21 protein-coding genes are annotated in these 25,787 nt (G+C 33.0%); 4 read left to right on the forward strand and 17 right to left on the reverse strand.

Translation table 11 applies throughout. The features are described from left to right. Positions 1-2,403, reverse strand: a complete 2,403-nt coding sequence (parC, locus tag AL499_RS02095) for a DNA topoisomerase IV subunit A (protein ID WP_002491897.1) — start codon at positions 2,401-2,403, stop codon at positions 1-3. Next, positions 2,400-4,394: a DNA topoisomerase IV subunit B gene (parE, locus tag AL499_RS02100; protein ID WP_161510815.1), complete on the reverse strand. Its 1,995-nt coding sequence runs from the start codon at positions 4,392-4,394 to the stop codon at positions 2,400-2,402. The genes parC and parE overlap by 4 nt, the downstream gene beginning before the upstream one ends. A 205-nt stretch (positions 4,395-4,599) precedes the next feature. Between parE and plsY the strand changes: the two genes are divergently transcribed. After that, the gene (gene plsY, locus AL499_RS02105; protein ID WP_002459195.1) at positions 4,600-5,208 is read left to right on the forward strand and encodes a glycerol-3-phosphate 1-O-acyltransferase PlsY; all 609 of its coding nucleotides are present in this window, start codon (positions 4,600-4,602) and stop codon (positions 5,206-5,208) included. Between the two features lie 376 nt (positions 5,209-5,584). Beyond that, complete coding sequence (locus AL499_RS02110) at positions 5,585-5,881, forward strand: HesB/YadR/YfhF family protein (RefSeq protein WP_002478237.1); 297 nt, start codon at positions 5,585-5,587, stop codon at positions 5,879-5,881. Positions 5,882-6,041: 160 nt separating this feature from the next. On the opposite strand, the gene menI is transcribed toward AL499_RS02110, so the two are convergent. From menI to AL499_RS02125, 3 genes are all read right to left on the reverse strand, one after another. After that, the gene (gene menI / locus AL499_RS02115; protein ID WP_002491890.1) at positions 6,042-6,515 is read right to left on the reverse strand and encodes a 1,4-dihydroxy-2-naphthoyl-CoA hydrolase MenI; all 474 of its coding nucleotides are present in this window, start codon (positions 6,513-6,515) and stop codon (positions 6,042-6,044) included. A 215-nt stretch (positions 6,516-6,730) separates the two neighbouring features. Beyond that, on the reverse strand, positions 6,731-9,436 hold the full coding sequence (gene acnA / locus AL499_RS02120) for an aconitate hydratase AcnA (RefSeq protein WP_002459198.1): 2,706 nt from the start codon (positions 9,434-9,436) through the stop codon (positions 6,731-6,733). A gap of 254 nt (positions 9,437-9,690) precedes the next feature. Next, a complete protein-coding gene (locus AL499_RS02125) occupies positions 9,691-11,331 on the reverse strand; it encodes a BCCT family transporter (RefSeq protein ID WP_002459199.1) in 1,641 nt (546 codons plus the stop codon). Positions 11,332-11,535: 204 nt separating this feature from the next. Here AL499_RS02125 and mscL point away from each other — a divergent pair, with 204 nt between their 5' ends. Further along, positions 11,536-11,892, forward strand: coding sequence for a large conductance mechanosensitive channel protein MscL (mscL, locus tag AL499_RS02130; protein WP_037540403.1), 357 nt, complete (start codon positions 11,536-11,538; stop codon positions 11,890-11,892). Positions 11,893-12,024: 132 nt separating this feature from the next. Here the strand turns inward: mscL and sbcC are convergent, their stop codons facing one another. The 7 genes from sbcC to sosA form a co-directional block, all read right to left on the reverse strand. Further along, entirely contained in the window at positions 12,025-15,051 is a 3,027-nt protein-coding gene (sbcC, locus tag AL499_RS02135; RefSeq protein WP_037540370.1) for an exonuclease subunit SbcC, read from the reverse strand. 4 nt (positions 15,052-15,055) lie between these two features. Further along, positions 15,056-16,180, reverse strand: coding sequence for an exonuclease subunit SbcD (gene sbcD, locus AL499_RS02140; RefSeq protein ID WP_002478241.1), 1,125 nt, complete (start codon positions 16,178-16,180; stop codon positions 15,056-15,058). A gap of 199 nt (positions 16,181-16,379) precedes the next feature. Further along, the gene (locus AL499_RS02145) at positions 16,380-16,847 is read right to left on the reverse strand and encodes a CcdC family protein (protein ID WP_012990854.1); all 468 of its coding nucleotides are present in this window, start codon (positions 16,845-16,847) and stop codon (positions 16,380-16,382) included. Between the two features lie 171 nt (positions 16,848-17,018). Next, positions 17,019-17,261 (reverse strand): YneF family protein, encoded by a 243-nt coding sequence (locus AL499_RS02150; RefSeq protein WP_002459204.1) that lies wholly within the window; start codon positions 17,259-17,261, stop codon positions 17,019-17,021. Positions 17,262-17,519: 258 nt separating this feature from the next. Beyond that, a complete protein-coding gene (gene tkt, locus AL499_RS02155; protein WP_002491993.1) occupies positions 17,520-19,508 on the reverse strand; it encodes a transketolase in 1,989 nt (662 codons plus the stop codon). A gap of 110 nt (positions 19,509-19,618) precedes the next feature. Then, the gene (locus AL499_RS02160) at positions 19,619-19,855 is read right to left on the reverse strand and encodes a DUF896 domain-containing protein (protein WP_002459206.1); all 237 of its coding nucleotides are present in this window, start codon (positions 19,853-19,855) and stop codon (positions 19,619-19,621) included. A gap of 262 nt (positions 19,856-20,117) precedes the next feature. After that, positions 20,118-20,351 (reverse strand): DNA damage-induced cell division inhibitor SosA, encoded by a 234-nt coding sequence (gene sosA / locus AL499_RS02165; RefSeq protein ID WP_002492001.1) that lies wholly within the window; start codon positions 20,349-20,351, stop codon positions 20,118-20,120. A 142-nt stretch (positions 20,352-20,493) separates the two neighbouring features. Here sosA and lexA point away from each other — a divergent pair, with 142 nt between their 5' ends. Beyond that, positions 20,494-21,117 (forward strand): transcriptional repressor LexA, encoded by a 624-nt coding sequence (gene lexA / locus AL499_RS02170; protein WP_002459208.1) that lies wholly within the window; start codon positions 20,494-20,496, stop codon positions 21,115-21,117. 213 nt (positions 21,118-21,330) lie between these two features. On the opposite strand, the gene AL499_RS02175 is transcribed toward lexA, so the two are convergent. The 5 genes from AL499_RS02175 to AL499_RS02195 form a co-directional block, all read right to left on the reverse strand. Continuing rightward, positions 21,331-22,356 (reverse strand): CAP domain-containing protein, encoded by a 1,026-nt coding sequence (locus tag AL499_RS02175; RefSeq protein WP_002478244.1) that lies wholly within the window; start codon positions 22,354-22,356, stop codon positions 21,331-21,333. An 11-nt stretch (positions 22,357-22,367) separates the two neighbouring features. Further along, a complete protein-coding gene (gene guaC, locus AL499_RS02180) occupies positions 22,368-23,345 on the reverse strand; it encodes a GMP reductase (protein ID WP_002459210.1) in 978 nt (325 codons plus the stop codon). Between the two features lie 163 nt (positions 23,346-23,508). Further along, positions 23,509-23,778, reverse strand: coding sequence for a 30S ribosomal protein S14 (rpsN, locus tag AL499_RS02185; RefSeq protein ID WP_002492006.1), 270 nt, complete (start codon positions 23,776-23,778; stop codon positions 23,509-23,511). A gap of 160 nt (positions 23,779-23,938) precedes the next feature. Beyond that, the gene (rpmG, locus tag AL499_RS02190) at positions 23,939-24,088 is read right to left on the reverse strand and encodes a 50S ribosomal protein L33 (RefSeq protein ID WP_002459212.1); all 150 of its coding nucleotides are present in this window, start codon (positions 24,086-24,088) and stop codon (positions 23,939-23,941) included. A gap of 79 nt (positions 24,089-24,167) precedes the next feature. After that, positions 24,168-25,673 carry a catalase gene (locus tag AL499_RS02195; protein ID WP_002478245.1) on the reverse strand — a complete coding sequence of 502 codons (1,506 nt, stop codon included), beginning with the start codon at positions 25,671-25,673 and terminating at the stop codon, positions 24,168-24,170. Positions 25,674-25,787: the final 114 nt, after the last annotated feature.

Consider the following 25,787-nt stretch of genomic DNA (forward strand, 5'->3'; position numbering starts at 1 on the left):
TTATTGAATAGTCATATTAATTACCTCTCCAAACTCAGTCGTATCGACGATGAATGAACCATTCGTGTATTGTTCAGATTTATGAATATCAACAATAAGACCTTCTTCAACATGTGACTCTGAATAGATCATATATTCAGATTGATTTTCTGTTACCACATGACCAGCAACGATTCGATGTGGATTTTTCTTTAATTCTTTCAATAAAGTAATACCTCGTTGAGCTCGTTTTGCCAATTGTAAAACTTTAAAGTCAATACGTTTCATAGCCCCACGTTGGGTAGCCATAATGATCGTTTGTCCAGCTTCAACAACTTCGGTCATAACTACGAAATCTTCCACCTTTAAATTGATAGATTTCACACCAGCAGCTCTCAAACCTGTGTCAGATAACTCATTAGTGTTATATGTTAATGACATACCTTTATGCGTTAGTACCGTTATAATTTGATCTTCTGTCAAACGTTGTACACTAATAATTTCATCTTGCGGTTTCACTTTCATAGCAACTAATGGTTTAGTGTAACGTGTTGTTTTAAATAATCCAGCATGACTTTTTTTAATCATACCGTTACGTGTAGCCATAATATAAAATGCCTCTTGTTGGAAATTTTTTTCATTATATACATTGATTATATATTCGTCTTCTTCGATTGCTACAAGTTGTGACACGTGTTGCCCTAATTCTTTCCACCGCGTGTCTGCTAATTTATGTACCGGAATGAACAAGTATCTGCCTTTATTTGTAAAGACAAGAATCGTATCCTGCGTATTTACCTCTTGATATTTTAATAATCGGTCACCTTGCTTAAGCCCGATTTCTGAAACACCACTCGCATTAAAACTTCGTGTTGAAGTACGTTTAATATATCCTTGAGCAGTAACACTCATAATGACATCTTCACTAGGAACCATTACTTCTTTATCGATTTTAATTTCTGCAATTTCTGCTTCAATTGCAGACAGTCTTTCAGATTTAAAACGCTTACGAATATCTTTTAATTCGTTCTTAATAACAGTTAGCAAAGCGTCATGGTTATCTAAAATATGACGATATTCTTTAATGCGTTCACTAAGCTCAGCGTGCTCATTTTTCAATTCAACAATATCCGTATTTGTTAAACGGTATAATTGCAACATAACTATCGCTTCTGCTTGAGCATCTGTAAAACCATATGTTGCCACTAAATTATCTTTAGCATCTCGTTTGTTTTTCGATTCTCGGATAAGGGCGATAACTTCATCTAAAATAGATAAAGCTTTCATCAATCCCTCTACAATATGCATACGCTTTTCTGCATGATCCAAATCAAATTTAGTCCTATTGACAACAACTTCAATTTGATGATTTAAATAACTATCAATAATTTGACGAATACCCATCAATTTTGGTCTACCGTCGCTTATTGCCACCATGTTGAAATTATATGAAATTTGTAAGTCAGAATTTTTGAATAGATAATTTTTAATAGCCTCACTATTAGCTTCTTTCTTTAATTCAATAGCGATTCTCAAACCAGTACGATCGGTCTCATCTCTAACTTCGACAATTCCATCTACTTTTTTATCTGCTCGTAATTCATCAATTCGCTTAACAAGCGAACTTTTATTTACTTCGTATGGCACTTCGGTCACAACTAATTGTTGTCTGCCATTTCTTAATGCTTCTGTTTCAACTTTTGAACGAACTACAATTTTCCCTTTACCAGTTTCATATGCTTTCTTTATGCCATCAACACCTTGAATAATGCCACCAGTTGGAAAATCTGGCCCTTGAATATATTTCATAAGCTGACTTACTGATATATTAGGATTATCTATATACTTTAAGGTTGCTTGAATGACTTCAGCTAAATTATGAGGTGGAATATCAGTAGCATAACCTGCTGAAATACCAGTAGAACCATTAACTAGTAAATTAGGAAATCGCGCCGGTAACACCATAGGTTCAAGGGTTGTATCATCATAGTTAGAGACAAAAGATACTGTTTCTTTATTAATATCGCGCAATAATTCTTCAGCTAATTGACTTAACTTAGCTTCTGTATAACGCATTGCAGCAGGAGGATCATTGTCGATACTACCATTATTACCATGCATTTCTACGAGTACATGACGTAATTTCCAATCTTGACTTAAACGTACCATCGCATCATATACTGATGAATCGCCATGAGGATGATATTGTCCAATGACATCCCCAACAGTTTTGGCACTTTTACGGAAATTCTTATCATACGTATTACCACTGCTATACATAGCGTACAAAATACGGCGTTGTACTGGTTTAAGTCCATCTCTTACATCTGGCAGAGCACGTTCTTGAATTATATATTTACTATATCTACCAAAGCGGTCACCAATAACATCTTCAAGTGATAAGTCTTGTATTATCTCACTCAATTTGTTTCCTCCTCAGTATAATTTTCATTGTCTAATACTTGAACCTCTGTATTATCTAAAATACTCAAATCTTCTTGCATACCAAATTCAACATGGCGTTCAATCCACTCACGTCTTGGTGCCACTTTATCACCCATTAATGTAGTAACACGTTTAGAAGATCGCACTTCATCTTCAACTTGTACTCGAATCAATGTCCTTGTATCTGGATTCATCGTCGTCTCCCATAATTGTTCGGGATTCATTTCACCTAGACCTTTATACCGTTGCAACGTAAATCCTTTTCCTAGTGATTGTTGAAGTTTGTCTAATTCATCATCCGTCCAGGCATATTCAACTTGCTTAGCTTTTCCTTTACCCTTTTCAAGTTTGTAAAGTGGCGGCAAAGCAATAAACACTCGTCCTGCTTGAACTAAAGGTTTCATGTATTTGAAGAAGAACGTTAATAACAGTACCTGTATATGAGCACCATCAGTATCCGCATCGGTCATGATGATAACTCTGTTGTAATTACTATCCTCAATTTTAAAATCGTTACCTACACCAGCACCGATTGTATGAATAATCGTGTTAATTTCCTCATTTTTAAATATATCTTCTAAGCGCGCCTTCTCTGTGTTGATTACTTTACCTCGAAGTGGCAAAATCGCTTGGAATTTGCGATCACGTCCTAACTTGGCAGAACCACCTGCTGAATCACCTTCGACTAAGTACAATTCATTTTTCTCAGTATTTTTACTTTGTGCAGGTGTGAGTTTTCCAGATAACAATGTATCTTTACGTTTATTCTTTTTACCAGAACGGGCATCATCGCGGGCCTTGCGAGCTGCTTCACGTGCTTGCTGTGCTTTAATTGCTTTTTTAACTAAAGATTTGGAAAGCTGCCCTTTTTCCTCTAAATAAAAAGGTAATTTCTCAGCTACGACAGAATCTACTGCACTTCTAGCCTCTGTTGTTCCAAGTTTAGACTTTGTTTGTCCTTCAAATTGCAATAATTCTTCAGGAATTCTCACTGAAATAATGGCTGTTAGTCCTTCACGTATATCATTACCATCAATATTCTTATCTTTTTCTTTTAATTCATTAATGCGTCGTGCATAATCGTTAAATACTCTGGTCATAGCAGTTTTAAATCCTACTTCATGCGTACCACCATCTTTAGTCCGTACATTATTAACAAAACTTAAAATACTCTCAGAATATTGATCATTATATTGAAAAGCCACATCGACTTCAATGCCATGAGATTGGCCAGAAAACATAGTTACATCATGTAATACTTCTTTACCTTCATTTACGTAACTTACAAATTCTTTAATACCTTCTTCATAATGGTATAGTTCTTCACGTTCTTTACCACTGCGTAAATCGGTTAGTTTAATTTTTAGATTTTTTAATAAAAATGCAGACTCTTGTAAACGCTCGCTTAATGTTTGGAAAGAAAATGTCGTTGACGCTTTAAAAATCTCTGGATCAGGCTTAAAAGTTACTTTAGTGCCAGTTTTTTTAGTTTTTCCTGCTTTGACTAAACCAGTGGCAGGCAAACCCCCATTTTTAAAACTTTGTTTATAGATATTTCCATCTCTATGTATTTCAACCTCTAGCCATTCACTAAGCGCATTCACTACTGATGCACCCACACCATGCAAGCCACCAGATGTTTTATAACCACCTTGACCAAATTTACCTCCAGCATGTAAAACGGTAAAAATAACTTGTACCGTCGGCTTACCTGAAGCATGGATTCCTGTTGGCATACCTCGACCATTATCTTCAATAGTAATGCTATTATCTTTATTAATTGTGACGTTGATTTCATCACCATAGCCATTTAATACTTCATCAACAGAGTTATCAACAACTTCATATACTAAATGGTGGAGCCCGCGCTTATCAGTGGAGCCAATATACATACCAGGTCTTTTACGCACAGCTTCTAATCCTTCTAAAACCTGTATTGAATCATCTGAATAATTGTTTTTTTTATTCACTGTCAATGTAATTTTCCTCCTACAAACGTACGTTCGTTATTTTTTCTATACAATAGTTATTCTTATATAAATCTGCTTAAATTGCAAGTCTGAGTTTAAAACAAGGCTATTTATTTACCATAACATTTGTTTTAAATTTATTGTCGTAAAAAATAATCAGTTTATGGTAAAATAGAGCTAAGTTATAAAAGGATGTGTAATTATTATGATGATAGTCCTCATGTTGTTACTCAGCTATCTCATAGGAGCTTTTCCAAGTGGTTATGTTGTTGGAAAACTCTTTTTTAAAAAAGATATAAGACAATTTGGAAGTGGCAACACTGGTGCAACAAATAGCTTTCGAGTACTTGGCAAGCCTGCTGGTTTTTTAGTAACATTTCTAGACATTTTTAAAGGATTCATAACTGTATTCTTTCCAATTTGGTTGCCTGTGCATGCAGATGGCCCACTAAGCACCTTTTTTACCCATGGACTCATCGTTGGTTTATTTGCAATTCTAGGCCATGTTTATCCTGTCTATCTTAAATTTAAAGGTGGCAAAGCAGTAGCTACAAGTGCAGGTGTCGTACTAGGGGTTAATCCTATATTGTTGCTAATTTTAGCATTGATTTTCTTTATTATTTTATACCTATCTAAATTTGTGTCCTTATCAAGTATTATTGCTGCGATTAGTTGTGTTGTTGGTGCATTTGTCATACATGACTATGTATTACTTGGTGTCAGTTTGCTTGTTTCAGTTATATTAATTGTACGACATCGTTCTAATATTATCAGAATTGTCAAGGGTGAAGAACCTAAAATTAAATGGATGTAATTAAGCTCAACAATTTAAAATTATTGCTATTTTTCGACCGCAACAAGACTTGTATAAGCTTTTGCGGTTTTTATAATACAATAACAACTTAAAATTGGAAAACGAGAGTGGAACAGATTTCATGATGAATTCGTAGTCCAGAATAGAATTGAAAAAAGCCTGGTATCAGTGTATTTTCAATCCAATCAACTACTGCCAATATATAGTTCGTAGCTTTAAACATAATGATGCACCAGCCTCAATATTATTCTTGAGTTATCGTTAACTATTTCATTAAGCATATTCAAATATTTTTAATAGCTACTATGCTATAATCCTACTTGCGAAGATAAATTATTTATGGGTATTGATGAATGAGCTATTAGGAGGTTATAAATTGAAAATACAATTAACTGAACAAGCTATCAACTGGTTTAAAGATGAATTAGATTTGCCAGACAACAATAAAGTTTTACAATTCTATGTCCGCTACGGTGGAGAATTCCAATTAAAACAAGGCTTCAGTCCTGCTTTTCGCGTTGAAAATGAAGATGACATAGATATTGGTTACAGTGAAAATTATAATAACCTTAAAGTTGTAGTTGCTGAAGACGATTTGTGGTACTTTAAAGACGATATTATTGAAGTTGATACCGTTAATCACGAAGATGAAATAGCTTATACTACAAAGTAACATCAATTGCAGTTTAATAGAATAATAAGAAATAGCTATGAGACTTTTACTCAAGATATCAGTCTTCATAGCTATTTTTTTATAAAAATAGCTCATTTGCTTTAAGCTATCATTTCAAAGGTTTAAAAACTATTTTGTAATATATTCGTTCCGCTTAATTTTAAAGATGATTTAAATCATCTTTATTCGTTACTTCTAACTCAATATTATTTTTATTTAATGCTTCAACTTTACTATATGTTTCATGCCAATCTGGAAAATGGCGATCTAATCTAATAGGTCTAAAATTATCTGCCTTCATACAAATTAGCTCAGTAGTCCCTGTTGTAGCAAGTTCTCCTTGCTCATTATATATTTCATAGCCATAAATTGAACGTAGCCGCGAATATTTTTCCACCCAAGTCTTAACTTTAACAGTTTCAGGATATGTAATGGATTTGATATACTTCACATTCAAATCTGTAACAGGAGATATAATGCCCACCGCTTCCATGTCAGCATAATTAAAGCCTAATTTTCTAATATAATCTGTGCGCGCTACTTCAAACCATGTAGCATAGTTGCCGTGATAAATCACACCCATTTTATCTGTTTCTTGGTATCTAGCCTCGATTTCAGTAATACTGTATATCATAATCAAATATCCTTCTTTCAATATAACTTTCTTATCAATTCTAACATAAAAAAGGAGCGGAGCAGAATTCATGATGAATTCGTAGTCCCACCCCAACCAGGTTGACTAGAATTGAAAAAGTTTGGTATCAGCGTATTTTCAATCCAGTTAACTACTGCTAATAATTAGTTCCTAGCCTAAAACATAATGATGTCCCAGACTGTATTTCGCCTTGTTTATTGTGCAAGTTTATTACGTAAAACCATTTGTAAAATACCACCATGACGATAATAATCCAACTCTACTAAAGAATCAAAGCGAACAGTTGCATCGAAATCAACTACTTCACCATTCTCCTTTTTAGCATGAACTTTAACAGTATCTTGCGGCTTAACATCTTCATTGATATCTACAGAAATTTCTTCCTTACCATCTAAGCCAAGTGAGTCTGCTGAATCACCATCTTTAAACTGTAATGGTAATACCCCCATCATGACTAGGTTAGAACGGTGAATACGTTCATAACTTTGAGCAATAACTGTCTTAACGCCTAATAAGTTAGTACCTTTGGCAGCCCAGTCACGTGAAGAACCCATACCATAATCATTACCAGCTAATACAGCTAAACCAGTACCGTCCTCTTTATATTTCATAGCAGCGTCATAGATAGGCATCACTTCATCCGTTGGCCAATAAGTTGTATAGCCACCTTCAGTTCCAGGTGCTAATTGGTTTTTAATACGAATATTTGCGAATGTGCCACGTACCATAACTTCATGATTCCCACGTCTTGAACCATATGAATTAAAATCACGAATAGGTACATCATGATCAAGTAAATATTTACCTGCTGGCGTATCTTTACCAATTGCACCAGCTGGTGAGATATGGTCAGTTGTAACTGAATCTCCAAACTTACCCATAACACGCAAATCTTTTAAAGGTTTAATTGTGCCAGGTTCTTTAGATAAGTTTTGGAAAAATGTAGGATTTTGAATATATGTTGAATTAGGATCGAAGTCATATAATGGTGCGTCAGTCACATCAATTTCATTCCACATTTCATTATTATTATATACATTTTTGTATTCTTCCAAGAATAACTCGGGCGTCACTACACTGTCTACTGTGTCTGCAACTTCTTTGATTGATGGCCAAATATCATTTAAATAAACATCTTCGCCATCTTTTCCTTTTCCAAGTGGCTCATTTTGCAAATCAATATCAACAGTCCCAGCTAAAGCATAAGCAACAACTAATTGTGGTGAAGCTAAGTAGTTTGCTTTAACTAATGGATGGATACGACCTTCAAAATTACGGTTACCTGATAATACAGACGTAACAAGCAAATCTTCTTTAGCAATTGCTTTTTCTATTTCAGGTAAAAGCGGACCTGAGTTGCCAATACATGTTGTACAACCATAACCAACTAGATTGAAACCTAAATCATCAAGATATTCTTGTAAACCTGAATCACGTAAATAACCTGTTACAACCTTTGAACCTGGAGCCAATGAAGTTTTAACAAATTCTGGCACTTTGAGCCCTTTTTCGACAGCCTTCTTAGCAACTAGACCTGCCCCCAACATGACATATGGATTTGATGTATTTGTACATGAAGTAATTGCTGCTATCGCTATATCCCCTGTTGTCATAGTTGCAGTTGAACCGTCACTAAATTGGATTTCAGCTGTTTTATCAAATTCTTTTTTATCAAATCCATGACCTTGGTTACCCGCAGGTGCAGTAACTGATTTTTCAAATTCTGATTTCATGTCACTTAAAAAGATTAAGTCTTGGGGACGTTTTGGCCCTGATAATGATGCTTCAACCGTAGATAGATCTAAGTCAATAACATCAGTGTATTCTGGGTCTTCTTTATCAACAGTAAAGAACATATTGTTTTGTTCCAAGTATGCTTTAACTAATGCAACATGCTCTTCTGATCGTCCTGTTAATCTCATATATTTTAGTGATTCCTCATCAACTGGGAAGAAGCCACAAGTAGCACCGTATTCTGGCGCCATATTTGCGATAGTTGCACGATCAGCTAGTGGTAAATCTGTAACACCTGGTCCAAAGAATTCAACAAATTTGCCAACTACACCTTTTTTACGTAATTCTTGAGTCACTCTTAAAGCTAAGTCCGTAGCGGTTGAGCCTTGAGGTAATGTGTTAGTTAATCTGACACCAATAACTTCTGGAATTGGGAAATAAGAGGGTTGTCCAAGCATACCTGCTTCTGCTTCAATACCACCAACACCCCATCCTAATACCCCGATACCATTAATCATAGTTGTATGAGAGTCAGTACCTACTAGTGTGTCTGGAAATGCTGTTTCTTCTCCATCAACATCACGAACATGAACGACATTAGCTAAGTATTCTAAATTCACTTGATGTACAATACCAGTTGCAGGCGGTACTGCATTATAGTTGTTAAATGCTTTAGTTGCCCAATTTAAGAATTGATATCTTTCATAATTTCGTTCAAATTCCAATTTCATATTGCGTTCAAGCGCATCTGGATTTGCATAACTATCTACTTGAACAGAATGATCAATGACTAAGTCAACAGGAACTTCTGGATTAATTTTATTAATATCGCCACCAACATCGTTCATTGCTTTACGCAATGATGCTAAATCCACTACTGCTGGAACTCCAGTAAAATCCTGTAAAATCACTCGAGAAGGTTTAAATGGAACCTCACCTTCATTATTTTCTCCCCCAAAATGACTTAATGCTTTAATATGATCATCCGTAATAACAAAATCATCTTCTTGTCTTAATACAGATTCTAATAATACTCTGATGGAATATGGTAATTTAGATACCGTAGTTAAACCTTGTTCTTCTAAACTTTTCAAATCATAATACACATAAGATTTGTCGTTCACTTTAAATGTCTTTTTAGCATGTGATTTCATGTTAGAAGCCATAGTATTTCCCCCTTGAACTAAATCATAATATTTTTATATGCCGTTACTTAAATTGTATAATTAACTAAATTTTAAAACAACTGCAATTCGCTATAAATAGGCGTTTTTAGGATTTCCTTTTTTAATCAGACTATATAAGTAAAAGTTATCATTAAGCATACGTTCAATAAGAAATAGTTATTAATTGAGAATGATTTTCAATAAAAATAGTCCTTATCACTTTTTAAGCAATAAGGACAATAAATTATCAATAATTAGTCTTTTTCAGTATTTCTCCGTGCTTCACGTTTCTCTAAAATATCTGCTTCATAATCAGCTTGTTGATGTTTAACATATTCTTGCAAACGGTGCTTGTTTGGTTGCAGCGTCAAACCTAAGAATTTACGTTCTTGGTTAGCGTCTTTATAGAAACTAATCATCATCAATATGACGACAAAGGAGAATGGAAAGGCACTGATAATTGCAGCACTTTGAATGGCACTCAATGCTGCTGCACCATCTCCACCACCGGCAAGTAATAAAATAAATGCAATCAGTGATTGTGCTACGCCCCATGTGACTTTCACAAAACCTGTTGGCTCAAGAGAACCAAACGTAGTCTGCATTCCCAGCACAAAGGTTGCAGAATCGGCAGAAGTGATAAAGAATGATGCAATAAGAATAAGCGCAATAATGGATAATAACATACCTAATGGCACTTCGTTAAACACACCAAAAAGTTGTGTTTCAGGTGTCATTTTAAATAATTCTGGATGTTTTTTTCCTGTTTCAATACCTAAAACGCCAAATACACTGAACCAGATAAAGCTTACGATTGCTGGAACAAGTAATACACCAGAAATGAATTCTCGAATAGAACGACCTTTAGATACACGGGCAATAAATACACCAACGAATGGGCTCCAGCTTAACCACCAGCCCCAATAGTACAATGTCCAAGTAGACATCCATTCCCTTTTTTGGCTATTTAAAGCAGCCGTATCTAAACTGTTAAATAAAAATGTATTAAACAAACTACCAGTCGAGCTCGTAAACATATTTAAAATAAGCACTGTCGGCCCAATAATAAGGACAGCAATCATTAATATTGTTCCTAAACCAATGTTTAAGTTACTTAAATATTGTATACCTTTACTTAAACCTGACCATGCACTCGCAATAAATAGTACTGTTACTACAACAATAATAATTGATTGTACCCATACCGTATTAGGAACGTTGAATAAATAATTTAAACCACCATTAATTTGTAGTGCTCCCATACCAAGTGATACTGCTACACCAACGACAGTTGCAAAGACTGATAAAACATCAATAATTGTACCAATTGGACCTTCCACCTTATCACCTAAAATAGGTCTTAAGGTTCTAGACAGTAAACCTGGTTCATTTTTTCTAAATTGCGCATACGCAAGCGCTAATGCGACAACTCCATATGTAGCCCATGCATGAAAGCCCCAATGGAAAAATGTAGAGCGTAGTGCCTCAGTATATGCTTGTGTTGTCTTTGGATCAGCATCTGGTGGTGATGCAAAATGTGACATAGGTTCAGCAGCTCCATAAAACACTAAGCCAATACCCATACCTGCACTAAATAGCATAGCAAACCAAGAAACAGTGTTAAATTCAGGTTTGTCATTGGGTTTACCTAATTTTAATTTACCTATAGGACTGAAAATTAAAAAGATACAGAAGAAAACAATGATTGTAGTTAAAATAAGGTAATACCAACCTAATTTATCAGTAATCCAACCACTGATTGCGCCTGTAACACTGCCAAATTTAGTCGGAAAAATCGCTCCAACTAGCACTACAATCGCAACAAGAATAGCGCTATAAATAAATACAGGTGAAAACTTCTTTCCGCTACTATTTTTTTGAGAAGAAGAATTCATAAATAAATAACTCCCTTCATTATAGTATTAAATTTTCAATGCGCGAGATATACTACGTTTAGAAAGCAACGCTATACCTCAAACGATACCTATAAGGATATCAAACCTAAATTCTTTTATCAAATTTATTTAGAAAAAGTATTTTCTAAATAAATTATATATTGTATAATGAGGTGTATTATGTTTAGAAAGGATATAAAAGTTATGTTGAAAGAATTTAAAGAATTTGCATTAAAAGGCAACGTATTAGATTTAGCAATTGCAGTCGTTATGGGTGCAGCATTCAATAAAATCGTTACTTCATTAGTAACTTATATCATCATGCCATTAATTGGTAAAATTTTCGGTTCTGTTGATTTTGCAAAAGATTGGGAATTCTGGGGCATTAAATACGGATTGTTCATTCAATCTATCATTGACTTCCTAATTGTTGCTTTTGCATTATTTGTATTTGTTAAAATTGCAAATACTTTAATGAAAAAAGAAGAGCCAGAAGAGACTATTGAAGAAAACACAGTATTACTTACAGAAATTCGCGATTTACTTCGTGAAAAAAATTAATATATTTTATAGACAGAGGTTAAAAATTTTTAGCCTCTGTCTTTTTTATGTTATTTATATAGCCAACACTTAAAAGTATTTATATATAGGCTGAACTATAAACGCTCATATAGTTTCATTCATCAAAGCTTGTTAATTAAACTTAAATTGTGTAGCGCTTTGAAACTGTTTAGAAGTTACTTCTAATATGAGCGGAATACGTTGTTTAAGCTCAGTCACATGTGAAATAATTCCTACCATACGACCAGATGATTTTAAGTTAACAAGTGTATCTAATGCTGTATCAAGTGTTTCTTGATCTAAAGTACCAAATCCTTCGTCAATAAACATAGATTCCAGTGTTATTCCACCTGATTCTTCTTGAACAACTTCACTTAAACCAAGCGCTAAAGCTAACGAAGCTTGAAATGTTTCCCCACCAGATAATGAACTAATATGTCTAGATTTATTAGAATGAAAATCAAAGACGTCTATTTCTAAACCACTATAACCGTGTGATAAACTTTTTCTTCTTTGCAGATGATACCGTTGACCACTCATTGTAGCTAATCTTAAGTTTGCTTGTGCGATAATGCGTTCCAAATAATAAATTAATACATAAGTTTCCAGCGTTAACTTCTGACTATTTTTTCCCGAAAGAATTTCTGCTAAATTAAAAATTTCTTGTTGCGATTTTAATTCTTTAGTCAGATAATTGATATTTTCATAAAGTACATCAAACTTTTGATCGTTCTTTTTCAATTGATATTTCAATGTGTTTTCTTGTTCTATAACTTTATCTAATTTTTTACTTTGAACTTGATATGAATTTTCTAATTGTTTTGTGTCTTGTAGAACTTTATCATGAGTCAATGATTTTAAACGCCCTATTTCATGCTCAAGTGCTGCGTATTTCTTGCTATATGCTTCGACTTGTTGTTCATAATCTGATTTAAGATGCATGTCTTCTAATATTTTAAATAACGCTTTTTCATCCTTAATCGCATATCGTCTCATTTCAGTTTGTATATCTTTATCAACACTTTGATACTCATTTTCTGCAATGTGTTTTTGGTTCTGTATATTGATTAAATTATTACTTTCTAATTGCTTTTGCTGATTGGCTGTAATAATTTCATTTGTTAATTGTTCTTTCGAATTTTCAAATATTTCTATTTGTTTTTTATAGCTTTCAAACTGTTGTATAAATGTATCGATATCTTTAGTCTGGGTTGTTGATATAAATTCTCCTATACGTTGTTCATTTTGGTTCCTCTGATGAGATAAATCCTTATATTGTAGTTCCATCTGATGTATATCTTTTTTATACTCATTTATTTGTGTTTCAATTTGTTTAGTCATCGCATATTTTTCTTTAAAAGAAGCTTTTTCTAGTTCTTTTTCATTATATTGTACTTGCAACGACTCAAGATCAAGTGGTTCTTCATCAACCTTTATTTCTTTCATTTTATCTTGAGCGTGTGACATTTCGGTTTCAAGTTTAATTTTTTGCTCTGTAAGTGACAACTTTTCTTTTTCAAGTGTATCTAATTGATGTTTTTGTAGTTTAATATTTTCAAAGTCAATATGTTTTTCTAAAGATTGAATCTCATTACCACATACAGGACAAATTTCTCCAATAGATAATGCTGATTGAAGCTCGTTAATAAAACTTTCTTTGTCATTTAAGTCTAAATTCTTTGCAGTCAACTTATTTATATGATTTGAAACATGCTCAAATTCTTTTTCAATCATTTTTAACTGTTTCTTATCTTCAATATATTCATTTTTTAATTCCTTAAACTTTTGGTTATTGCTTAAAGTTTCTTTAGTCTTATCTATTAATTTGTTGATATGTGCCAATTCATCTGTTAATTCAACAATTTTATTATAATCTATATCATTTTCTGCTTTTTGCTTTTTAAGCTTAGTTTGTTTCTCATTATATTGCTTTATCTTCTGCTGCGTTTCACTTAATTGTTTTTTTACATTATCATTTTCTGCCATAGCTTTTCTGTGGCTTTCTATCTTTTGATAAATTATGTGACACTTATCAATATATTCTTTGTATTGATTAATAGCATGTTCACTTTTTATTAGTATTTGCATTTGTTCTTGTAGCTGCTTTTGTTGCTCTTGTATGGACTCAATATCTTTACCTTTTGATGTGATAGCATTGTTAAAATCGTTTAATTTTGCTATTTGTGATTCTCGCTGCTGAACAAGTGTATTTAAAGTTCGAATTTCATTCAATTGAGTAATTTTATGCTTAAGTTTATCTATATTTTCTTGCTCTTGCCGCAATAATTCAAAGCGTTGAGTATAATCAGCTAAATCATTTAATTGCTTTTCTAATTCATTATTTGCCACTAATGCTTTATGAAGCTTTTCTGTTTGACATTTTTCTGCTTGTTTTAATTTTGTTGTTGCTAACAATTGTTCACTACCATATTTTTGAAAAATAGTTATAGCATCTACAAGCTTTTGTATTTGTATACTTTCTATTTGTTTCAGTGCTTGCAAATCTTCAATTTCAAAATCTTCAATTTCTTCCCATACCATTGCTATTTTGTTATATCTTTGTTCGATCAATTGTTTCTCATTTTTCACCTCGTCAGCTAATATATCCTGTATTTGCTCAAAACGGAGGCTATTGAATAATGTACGTAGAATGCTTTGCTTGTCTGAACTACTTGAAACTAAAAATCGTTTAAATTCTCCTTGAGGCAAAATAAACAACTGTCTAAATTGTTCTGCATTAACGCCTAAGAGTTGTTGTATAAATAAATTGCCTTCATGTATTTTACTTTCACGCAAATCAAACACTTCTCCATCAAATTCATAGACAGTTAACTTTCCAGGCGTTTTAGTTTTATTGCCTTCTTTTATATATGAACCTTGTCTAAAAATTTTGAACTGTCGCTGATTAATTTCAAATTCAAACGTTACGCTCATAGGTTCCTTAGCCTCAGCAAAATGACTTCGCAAATCGCTTTCAGTTCTACTCTTCGTAGATGCTACACCAAATAAAGCGTAAACAATTCCATCAAAAATCATGGTTTTACCGGAACCTGTTTTACCGCTAATAAGAAATAATTGATTTTCGAATACTTGTTTGAAATCAATCGTTTCATTTAAAAATGGTCCAAAGTTAGACAACGTTAAAGTCAAAGGTTTCATCGCTTCAATCCTCCTTAGTCAAAAGATGGTTTAGAATGTATTCAACTTTTTGACTTTGTACATTTGTTAAGGGCTCATTTGTCATTTCTTTATAAAATTCGCTAATAATATCTTCATCCTTTAATTTTGTTATTGCATGACGTGTTGTTACATCATCAGTTTGATAACTGATATTCGTTAAGGCAAGTGTGTTAGGATAGATTTTTTTAAGATGTATCATGGGGTCGGTAATATGAGACATACCTTTCAATTTAAAATGAAAATAATTATTTTTGTTTTTTACTGCTATCTCTTCTGCAATGACTTGATTATATTGTCCTTCAACAACTTCTAACTCTTTTAATGGTTGTAGCTGTTTAAATGTATCTTGAATTTTACTATTAGTGTCAATCTCAATTACACGATATCCTTTAGCTTGCCCAACTTCAGAAAATGAATATTGTAATAATGATCCACTATAATTGACTTTATCGTCATTAATACTAAACGGATGATGTAAATGGCCAAGTAATACTTTATCAAATGCTTCGAATACCTTTTTATTAACACTTTCTACAGTACCAATTGTTAAAGGCCTTTCAGAGTCTGATTTTTTACCGCCTTGTATCGTAAGATGACCAATAATAATATTTATATTTTGTTTGTTTAATTTATTCGACATGATTTCTAGACATTTTTCTGTAGCTTGCTGATGTGTTTGAATCGTCTCATCATCAAAGAAGTGAGCTACTTCGCTGACTGTGGCATATGGCATTGTATAAAATTTAATATTTCCAAATGTTATTGGGCATGTTAAATCTTCTAAAGATGTTTTTATATGTAAGTTGGAAAGTTGAAACCAAGGTGAGCCATAATTTAATCTTTCTTTGCTATCATGATTACCATTAATGATAATCATTGGAATTTTTAATTCTATATTTAACTGATAAATCGTTTGTTCTAAGAGCTTTATGGCATCTTTACTTGGATAAGATGTATCATATAAATCACCTGCAACAACGATAATATCTGGTTTTTCAATTAACATTTGATCAATAAATTGCTTTAATATATATATTTGATCCTCTAGTAAGGATTTGCCATTTAGTATTTTTCCTAAATGCCAATCCGCAGTATGAATGATTTTCATTGTTACCTCCAAATACAGAACGTTTGTTCGTTTTAATTATAAGATGCATTTGAAAAACTATCAAGTCTTAATGATATATATTTAAAACTTTATAACTTAGGCACACAAAGTAGATTTCACTGCTTGTCATTGCAATAAAAGTAAAGACTCAAAACGACATTAAGTGTCATTTTGAGTCTCAGTTTTTAAAGAAATTTTATTAATTAACAAGTTCTTTCTCGATTTTTTTAAATTTATATAGCATAGCCAATCTCCAAGGAACAATCATGCAGAAGGCTAACAAGAAGAACATGCCGCCTATCTCTCCCGGATCTATTTCACTACTAATAAATATTTTAATTACAGTTCTAATAACTAATAGTGAAATTAAAATAATTGGAAATGCTTTTGAACGCTTCATATAAACTTTCGTACCTTGTACTTCAAAATGTGTTGTCCAAATTAAGACTAAAGAAAATAATACGCCTAAAACCAAGGATTCAAGCATTTCAGCCCCTGTTAATCTAAAATATGGAATCACATACATAAAGGCACCTGTAGCCATAAAAAACGGTGGTAAAATAATCTTTTTTTCATTAACTGGAAATTTTTGTGCTTTCATTCTAATAATAATGACTGCGATACCCATGATAAATGCAAACACAATTGAAAAAATTAAATACGCCAACATTGACACCCTCTTATTTATGTCGAAACTTTATTTCTATTTATTTTCACATGATAGTACATCACTATGCAATTAAAACGCATATCGATTTAAATATATACTATTCAGTTTAACTTGCTATAATTTAAGGATTGTAAACAAGTAACTGTCTACAATCCTATGATTATCAACTTATTTTTTTGGATTTTTCATATTTTGATCCATATTTTTGTTCATCATTGTCATCATTTGGTTGATTTTCTTTTGTGATGGTTTTTGTCCCATTTGCATCATCATCATTCGTAGCATTTCTTCATTAATTGGTGGATTTTTCTTCAAGAAATCCATCATATATTTTCTTGCTAGGAAAAAGCCAATTGCTAATCCAGCAATTAATGCTAATACAATTAATATAATTGCTATCCATGTTGCCATTGTTTCACCCGCTTTCTATATCCTACTGAATTTTACTAAATTATAATTAGTATTTCAAGCTTGAGTTTGAGCGTAAATCATCCACAATTACGATCATAACAAAAAACATAATATAAATGATACCTTTTTTAACAGAAAAATGAGGCATGCGCAATTAAGATTTGTTAAACTTCTATGCCGAAATAGTCGACATAGAGAAAATAAAGTTAGTCAAATCGTTAACTTCAAATGCCTCAATCTTTATAAAACTTAATTTATTTAAAGCGTTTGTATTTGATTTAATACATTCTCTTTAGTGAAACCATATTTTTCAACTACTAGCCCACCTGGCGCACTTGCCCCAAATTCGTCTATACCAATGACTTTGCCATCAGTACCCACATACTTGTGCCAACCAAGTGATGATGCCATTTCAATCGCAACACGTTTCGTAATATGTTTTGGAATGACAGATTCTTTATAATCATCAGATTGTTGTTCAAAAGCAAACCAGTTTGGCATTGATACAACTCTTACACCTTTACCTTGCTTTTCAAGATCTTTCGCAGCTTCAACAGCTAAACTTACTTCAGAACCTGAAGCTAATAATAAATACTCAACTGCTGTTTCTGTTTCAAATACTGTATAAGCACCTTTACGAACGCCTTCTTCTACTTGTGCTTCTGTTACATCAAGGACAGGGAGGTTTTGACGAGTTAATACTAACGATGTTGGCGTTTGTTCAGATTCAAGTGCAACTTCCCAAGCTACACGTGTTTCATTACCATCAGCTGGGCGAATAACATTCATATTGGGAATCGCTCTTAAGCCAGCGAGTTGTTCAATTGGTTCATGCGTAGGACCATCTTCTCCGACAGCTATTGAATCATGCGTGAAAATAAATGTTGAATTAAGACCCATTATTGCAGATAAACGCAATGCTGGTTTTAGATAATCACTAAATACAAAGAATGTCGCTCCATATGGATGCAAGCCTCCATGTGCAGCCATACCATTGACTGCTGCGCCCATAGCAAATTCACGTACACCGAACCATATATTTTTACCTTCTGGTGTATCTTTGTCATAATCTTTAGCTTCTTTAACGTTTGATTTATTTGAACCAGCTAAGTCAGCAGAACCACCAAAGAAAGATGGAACAGATTGACTTAAAGCTTGAATAACTTCTCCAGAATCAGCACGAGAAGCACCATTATGATTCAAATCAAATCTTGGTAATTTTTCTTTATAATTTGATGGCAACTTACCGCTGACAGCTAATTTAAATTCTTCTGCTAATTGCGGATATCGTTGAGAATATGCTTCTAATTTATCATTCCAAGATTCTTCATTTTCATTAGCACGTTTTAACATTGTTGTTTGGAAAATTTCATATACTTCTTCAGGAACATAGAATTTTTTATCTGGATCTAAACCATAGTTTTCAAATGTTAGTTTTCTTTCTTCTGCGCCTAAAGGTGCACCATGGACACCGTTTGTGCCTTTTTTGTTAGGTGAACCATAACCAATAATTGTTTTAATTTCAATTAAAGTTGGACCTTGCTGAGACTTAGCAGTAGTAATCGCTTTGTCTATTTGGTTTAAATTGTTACCATCTTTAACTAAAATATGATTCCAACCATATGATTCAAAACGTTTTTTTACATCTTCAGAAAAAGCTTTATCTAATTCTCCATCTAATGAAATATCATTTGAATCATATAAGACAATGAGTTTATCTAATTGATTATGGCCTGCAAATGAAGCCGCTTCATGAGAAATTCCTTCCATTAAATCGCCATCTGAAGCTAATACATAAGTATAGTGATTAACAATATCAAAATTATCTTTATTAAATTTACCTGCAAGATGACTTTCAGCTAATGCCATCCCTACTCCCATTGCAAATCCTTGTCCTAATGGTCCTGTTGTTACTTCTACACCATCAGTATGTCTATATTCTGGATGCCCTGGTGTTTTTGAGTCCCATTGTCTAAACTGTTTAAGCTCTTCAAGCTCAAGACTTCCTGAGACGTGTAATAAACTATAAAGTAATGCAGATCCATGTCCAGCAGACAAAATGAATCTATCTCTATTAAAGTAATCTTTAGACTGTGGATTAAAATTCAAATGTCTTGTCCATAAAGTATATGCCATTGGTGCAGCTCCCATTGGTAAACCCGGATGCCCAGAGTTAGCCTGTTCAATTGCATCAATGCTTAATGCACGAATGGTATCTATTGCTAATTGATCTTTTTCGTTAAACATTTTTTATGTCTTCCCTTCTAGAAATAAATGTTGCTATTATTATACCTTAATTATAGATAAATTCATAAATATTCGTTTAAAATTACTAAATTTTCTGTAGTTTGCAGAAACTATTTATTTTTATTATGTTTTTGAATTTGTTTTAGCTTTTCAGGCGTTACATCATTACCCTCAGGATCCATAACTTTAGTGTGCTCAATTTGCTGTTTAAAGCCCTTTCTAAATTCTTCTAAATATATTTTACGTAACTTAGCTTGTTCTTTTGCCTCTGCTTCTGTCAAGCCTTGCTCTTTCTTCTTTCTTGCTAATTGATTAATTCTATCGATGTTCAAATTATTTTTAGTCATTGAATTTACCCACCTTTATATATACATATTTCACATTTAAATAGTACCTAACTTATAAAGAATATAACAAAAAGGTGAATGTAACCAAATCGTTACGCTCACCTTTCATGATATATCATTAATATTTATTAGCATCATTACAATAATTCAACTTACCCCATCACAAAATTGTATATTACTTTTCTAATTAAATCGCACTGTTGATAAAAATTACCGCATTGCTTTACCTAAATATAATAAATATGAAATATGTTGTTCGTGATTATTTCGCATATGCGAACACACCTGTGTGATTTTGTTCGCTGTTAGATATAGATTGTTGTTTGCTTTCAGAGTTGATTTTGTAATGTTGTGAGATATTATGATCTGCCATTTCGTACGTTTGTTCTACTTTAGAATTTTGATATGCCGTCGTGAAAAATAAAGAGAAAACAAGCAAAGATATTATAAAAACTATGATATAAGTAGCTATTTGACTTTTATATTTTAAAATCATGTTAAACACTCCTAGAACATTTGTTTGTATTTATAATTTATCAGAACTCATGTTCTATGTCAACATTTTTACGAACAAATGTTTGTTTTATTTGTTACTAAATGATATAATAAAAATAAATAAAATTAGGGAGTGCCTATATATGAGAGAATTAACAAAACGTCAAAGTGAAATATATGATTACATTAAGCATATTGTTCAAACAAAAGGTTATCCGCCTAGTGTTCGTGAGATAGGAGAAGCTGTAGGATTAGCTTCAAGTTCTACGGTGCATGGACATTTATCTCGACTAGAGGAAAAAGGTTATATCCGCAGAGACCCTACAAAACCAAGAGCTATTGAAATTGTATCAGAGCATAATGATGCCGCTATCGATATGGAAGGGACTATTCACGTACCTGTCATTGGTAAAGTAACTGCTGGTATTCCTATTACTGCCGTTGAAAATGTTGAAGAGTATTTTCCATTACCTGAGCATTTAACCTCTACACATAATAGTGACATTTTTATTTTAAATGTAGTTGGTGAAAGTATGATTGAAGCTGGCATTCTTGATGGAGACAAAGTAATAGTTAGAAGTCAAACCATTGCAGAAAATGGGGACATAATTGTAGCTATGACAGACGAAGATGAGGCTACTGTTAAGCGATTCTATAAAGAAAAGCATCATTATCGTTTACAACCGGAAAATAGTTCCATGGAGCCAATTTACCTTGATTCAGTATCTGTTTTAGGTAAAGTTATCGGCTTGTACCGTGAACTTTAATTGTGTCAATAAAACATTTTATTGTTAGTAATTCTCTTATATAAAGTTAAAGAAGCTAAGCAACTAGTGCCTAGCTTCTTTTTGATTACTTTTATGCAGGATATCTTTTACTTTTTCCAAAATATCCTCTTTTTGATTATTATTCTGTTTTGATGTCATATTCATCGACTTCCTTCACAGAAATTTTACCCATTACTAGTCATTATTAAACGCTTAACCCGTATAATTTTCTGTCCAATAAGGCTGCCTTTCATCATTAAAATCTACACCCACACCAACCGTGTTAAAATGTTCATTTAAGATATTCTTTCGATGTCCTAATGAATTCATTAATCCTTGATGGGCATAAATACTGCTAACTTGACCATAAGCTAGATTTTCACCGGCCGCATTAAATTCAATGCGATCTGCTTTTAACCGATCGAATGGTGACTCTTGGTCTAAATTCGTATGATCAAAATAATGATGCTTCGCCATATCTTCACTATGTTTGCGTGCCGTGTTTGAAATGTTGCTTGAATATGACAAAGTAGCTAATTGATGTTGCTTTCTTTCTGAATTAATTAAATCTACATTTTGCATTTCATAACTTTTAGCTAATGATTTAGACGGTGCTGCATATTGTTTTGTTAAACGCTTTTCCATTTTATCACTAACTTGCATTAATGCTGTTACACCATTTTGTTCATGTTTATCATAAAATATCGTTGTATACACATGATTTGAATGAAAGACATCATATTCACTATTTTTAATTGCAATACGCAACCTTTGTTTATCCATTTCAGTTATAGGTTGACCCAACCTTTGTCTAACAACTTGCTTGGGTGTCCCATACTTAATCTTAGACTTAGAAGTTATTATGTTTTGATTTGTATACAAAGCGTGCACTTTATTATCTAAATATGCAATCATTACAAATCTTTGATAATCGCCATCATAGTATGCATACCATTTTGTACCATATTCATTTGTGGTTATTCTTTTGGCTTTACCATATTTTTCTTCTACATTACCTTTTTTCATATTTAACTGAACATTATTAACAGCAAAAGGTTGTTCTTGAGGTACTTTAAGTGTCTCTTCATTTTCATCTTCTTTATTGAATACTTGTTGATCAATAAAACTTCTGACGTCTTGCTGCATGTGTACGACTAGAGAACTTTCTCTAATTGGAAAGATAATAATAATACATAGTAAAATTAAACTAATGCTTAAAAATTTTTTAATGGTTTTCACCTACCAAAAATTTAATCTCGATCCCCATTGAATATTGAGTTTCGAACAATTACATAATCGACAGTTCTTAAAGATTTTAAATCTTTGCCACCAGCATATGAAATAGAGCTCTGTAAATCTTGCTGCATTTCTACAAGTGTATGCTCTAATGAGCCTTTATGTTCGACAAACATTTTTTTACCTTCAACATTTTTACGTTCACCCTTTTGAAATTCTGAAGCACTTCCAAAATATTCTTTGTACAGTTTACCATCTAACTCAACTGTTTCTCCTGGAGATTCTTCGTGTGCAGCAAATAATGAACCTATCATAACCATTGAAGCTCCGAAACGTATCGATTTTGCAATATCACCATGCGTGCGAATGCCTCCATCAGCAATTAACGGCTTACGTGCTGCTTTACTACACAAATTGAGTGCAGCGAGTTGCCAGCCTCCAGTTCCAAATCCAGTTTTTATTTTGGTAATGCACACTCTTCCTGGTCCAATACCAACCTTTGTCGCATCTGCACCGGCATTTTCTAATTCCCTTACGCCCTCAGGTGTACCAACATTTCCAGCAATTACAAAGGCTTGTGGCAAATGTTGCTTGATGTGTTTAATCATACGGATAACTAAATCAGAATGTCCATGAGCAATGTCTATCGTTATATATTCAGGCACGATATCAGCTTGTTGTAATTGCTCAATAAAGTCAAATTCACGTGCTTTAACACCAACTGATATAGACGCAAATAATCCTTGATCATGCATATTTTTAATGAATGGTATTCTAGACTTTTCGTCAAAACGATGCATTATATAAAAATACTCATTTTTAGCAAACCATTGTGCTAATTTTTCATTCATAACTGTTTGCATATTAGCAGGCACAACTGGCAATTTAAATTTACGTGGGCCAAATTGAATTGCAGTATCGCACTCAGATCTACTTTCAACAATACATTTATTCGGAATTAATTGGATATCTTCATAATCAAAAATTTTCATTTATTTATAAGCCCCTTATAATTAAGTATAAAAATAAAAAACTGAGGGTAAATCACGAATGATTAAATCAAAACACTTGATAATCATTCATATTTTCTACCCTCATATACTTTACAATTTTTTATTGTCAATGTAAATGGACTTGAGTTGTACTTTTGAAAATTTACCAACTTGATTTTTTAACACCAGGAATTTGTCCTTTATGCGCGTGTTCTCTAAATGCGATTCGAGACATTTCAAATTTTCTTAACACGCCTCTAGGACGGCCTGTTACTTTACATCTACGCGTTAAACGTGTTGGCGATGAATCTCTAGGTAATTTACGTAAAGCCTCATAATCACCTTTTTTCTTTAGTTCTTTTCTTAATTCATAATATTTACTAACTAATTCTTCTCTTTTTTGTTCTTTCGCAATTTTAGATTTTTTAGCCATATATTAAAAACGCTCCTTAAATCGTAATTATTACGTTTTATATTTTAGCATATTTTCTAATTAAATCAAGAATAAGTTTTTACTATATAAATAAGAGCTATGGATTGCATTCCACAGCTCTTATGTCAAACTTTAAATTGTCGTATTTAAAGGTAAGTGATTATTTCGTTTCACGATGTAATGTGTGTTTTTTTAATCTTGGGCAATACTTTTTCATTTCGATACGCTCAGGATTATTTCGTTTATTTTTAGTAGTAATATAATTACGATCGCCACATTCTGTACATGCTAATGTAACATTTACGCGCACGTTAAACACCCTTTCTTGTTAGGAATACTTACGATTTAAAATTTTAACACAACTTTTACAAGGATGCAATATCTTCTAGCTATTCATGTGTCTCATCGTTTTCATCATTTAAATCTATTGTATTGATATCAATTTCTAGTGCTTTGGCGACGCCTTTTCCATAGTCTGGATCAGCTTTATAGCAATGACGAATATGTCGCTTTTTAACATCTTCTGTTACGCCATCCATCGCATTAGCTGTATTTATAAACATTCTTTCCTTTGCTTCATCCGATTGTAATCTAAATAGTTTTCCTGGCTGTTCAAAGTAGTTATCATCGTCTTCCCTATAATTATATTCATAACCATCACCATCTGTTGGGAATGGTGGCTTTTTATATTCATGTTGAGAAGCGTATACGCCTTGATTATTTGGATAATAATGTGGTCCGCCACCTTGGTTATCATCTAAGACACGCATTTGTCCATCGCGGCTAAACGGGCATAGATTCTCTACTCCGACAGCTTTAGGTTGATTCACTGGAATTTGCCAATGGTTAACTCCTAAACGGTAACGTTGTGCATCTCCATATGAAAATAATCTTCCTTGTAATACTTTATCAGGTGAAAAATCTAAACCAGGTACAATATTCGTTGGCGCAAAAGCAGCTTGCTCTACATCTTGGAAATAATTATTTGGATTACGATTCAATTCGAATTCGCCGACTTCAATTAATGGGTATTCACCATGATACCAAACTTTAGTCAAATCAAATGGATTATCTTTATGATTTTTTGCTTGCTCTTCAGTCATCACTTGAATATACATTTTCCATTTAGGATAATCTCCATTTTCAATAGCATTATATAAATCTCTTTGTGATGAATCCCGGTCTTGTGCAATCACATCTGCCGCTTCTTCATCGGTTAAATTTTCAATACCTTGTTGGCTTCTAAAATGATATTTCACCCAAACACGTTTACCTTCATTATTATACATCGAATAGGTGTGTGATCCAAAGCCGTGCATATGCCGAAGATCTTTAGGAATGCCTCTATCAGACATTAGTATTGTCACTTGATGTAATGCTTCAGGTAACCCTGTCCAATAATCCCAGTTGTTTTGTGCACTACGCATATTGGTACGAGGGTCTCTTTTTACGGCACGATTCAAACTAACAAAGAGTTTAGGATCTCTGAAGAAAAAGACCGGTGTATTATTCCCCACTAAATCCCAGTTTCCATCTTCAGTATAAAATTTAAGCGCAAACCCACGAATGTCTCGTTCAGCATCTGCTGCCCCTCTTTCACCAGCTACCGTTGAAAAGCGTGCAAACATATCCGTTTGTTTACCGACTTCTGAAAAAATCTTAGCTGATGTGTACTTCGTAATGTCATTCGTAACTGTAAACGTTCCGAACGCCCCTGATCCTTTCGCATGCATACGGCGTTCTGGAATTACTTCACGATCAAAGTGTGCCATTTGTTCCAAGTAATAAATATCTTGCATCATAAGTGGACCTCTTTGACCAGCTGTCATACTGTTTTCTCTATCTGAAACGGGGTGCCCAAAAAGATCAGTTAATTTTTTATCCTCTTTTGACATAGATATGCTCCTTTCAAGACTAATGCTTCATTATAATAATTATAATTTAGCTTATAGTTAACATACCCACAATTTAATCATTATCAAACTTGTATATCTCCGTTATTAAATATC

It is taken from the genome of Staphylococcus lugdunensis (genome assembly GCF_001558775.1).
GTDB lineage: Bacteria > Bacillota > Bacilli > Staphylococcales > Staphylococcaceae > Staphylococcus > Staphylococcus lugdunensis.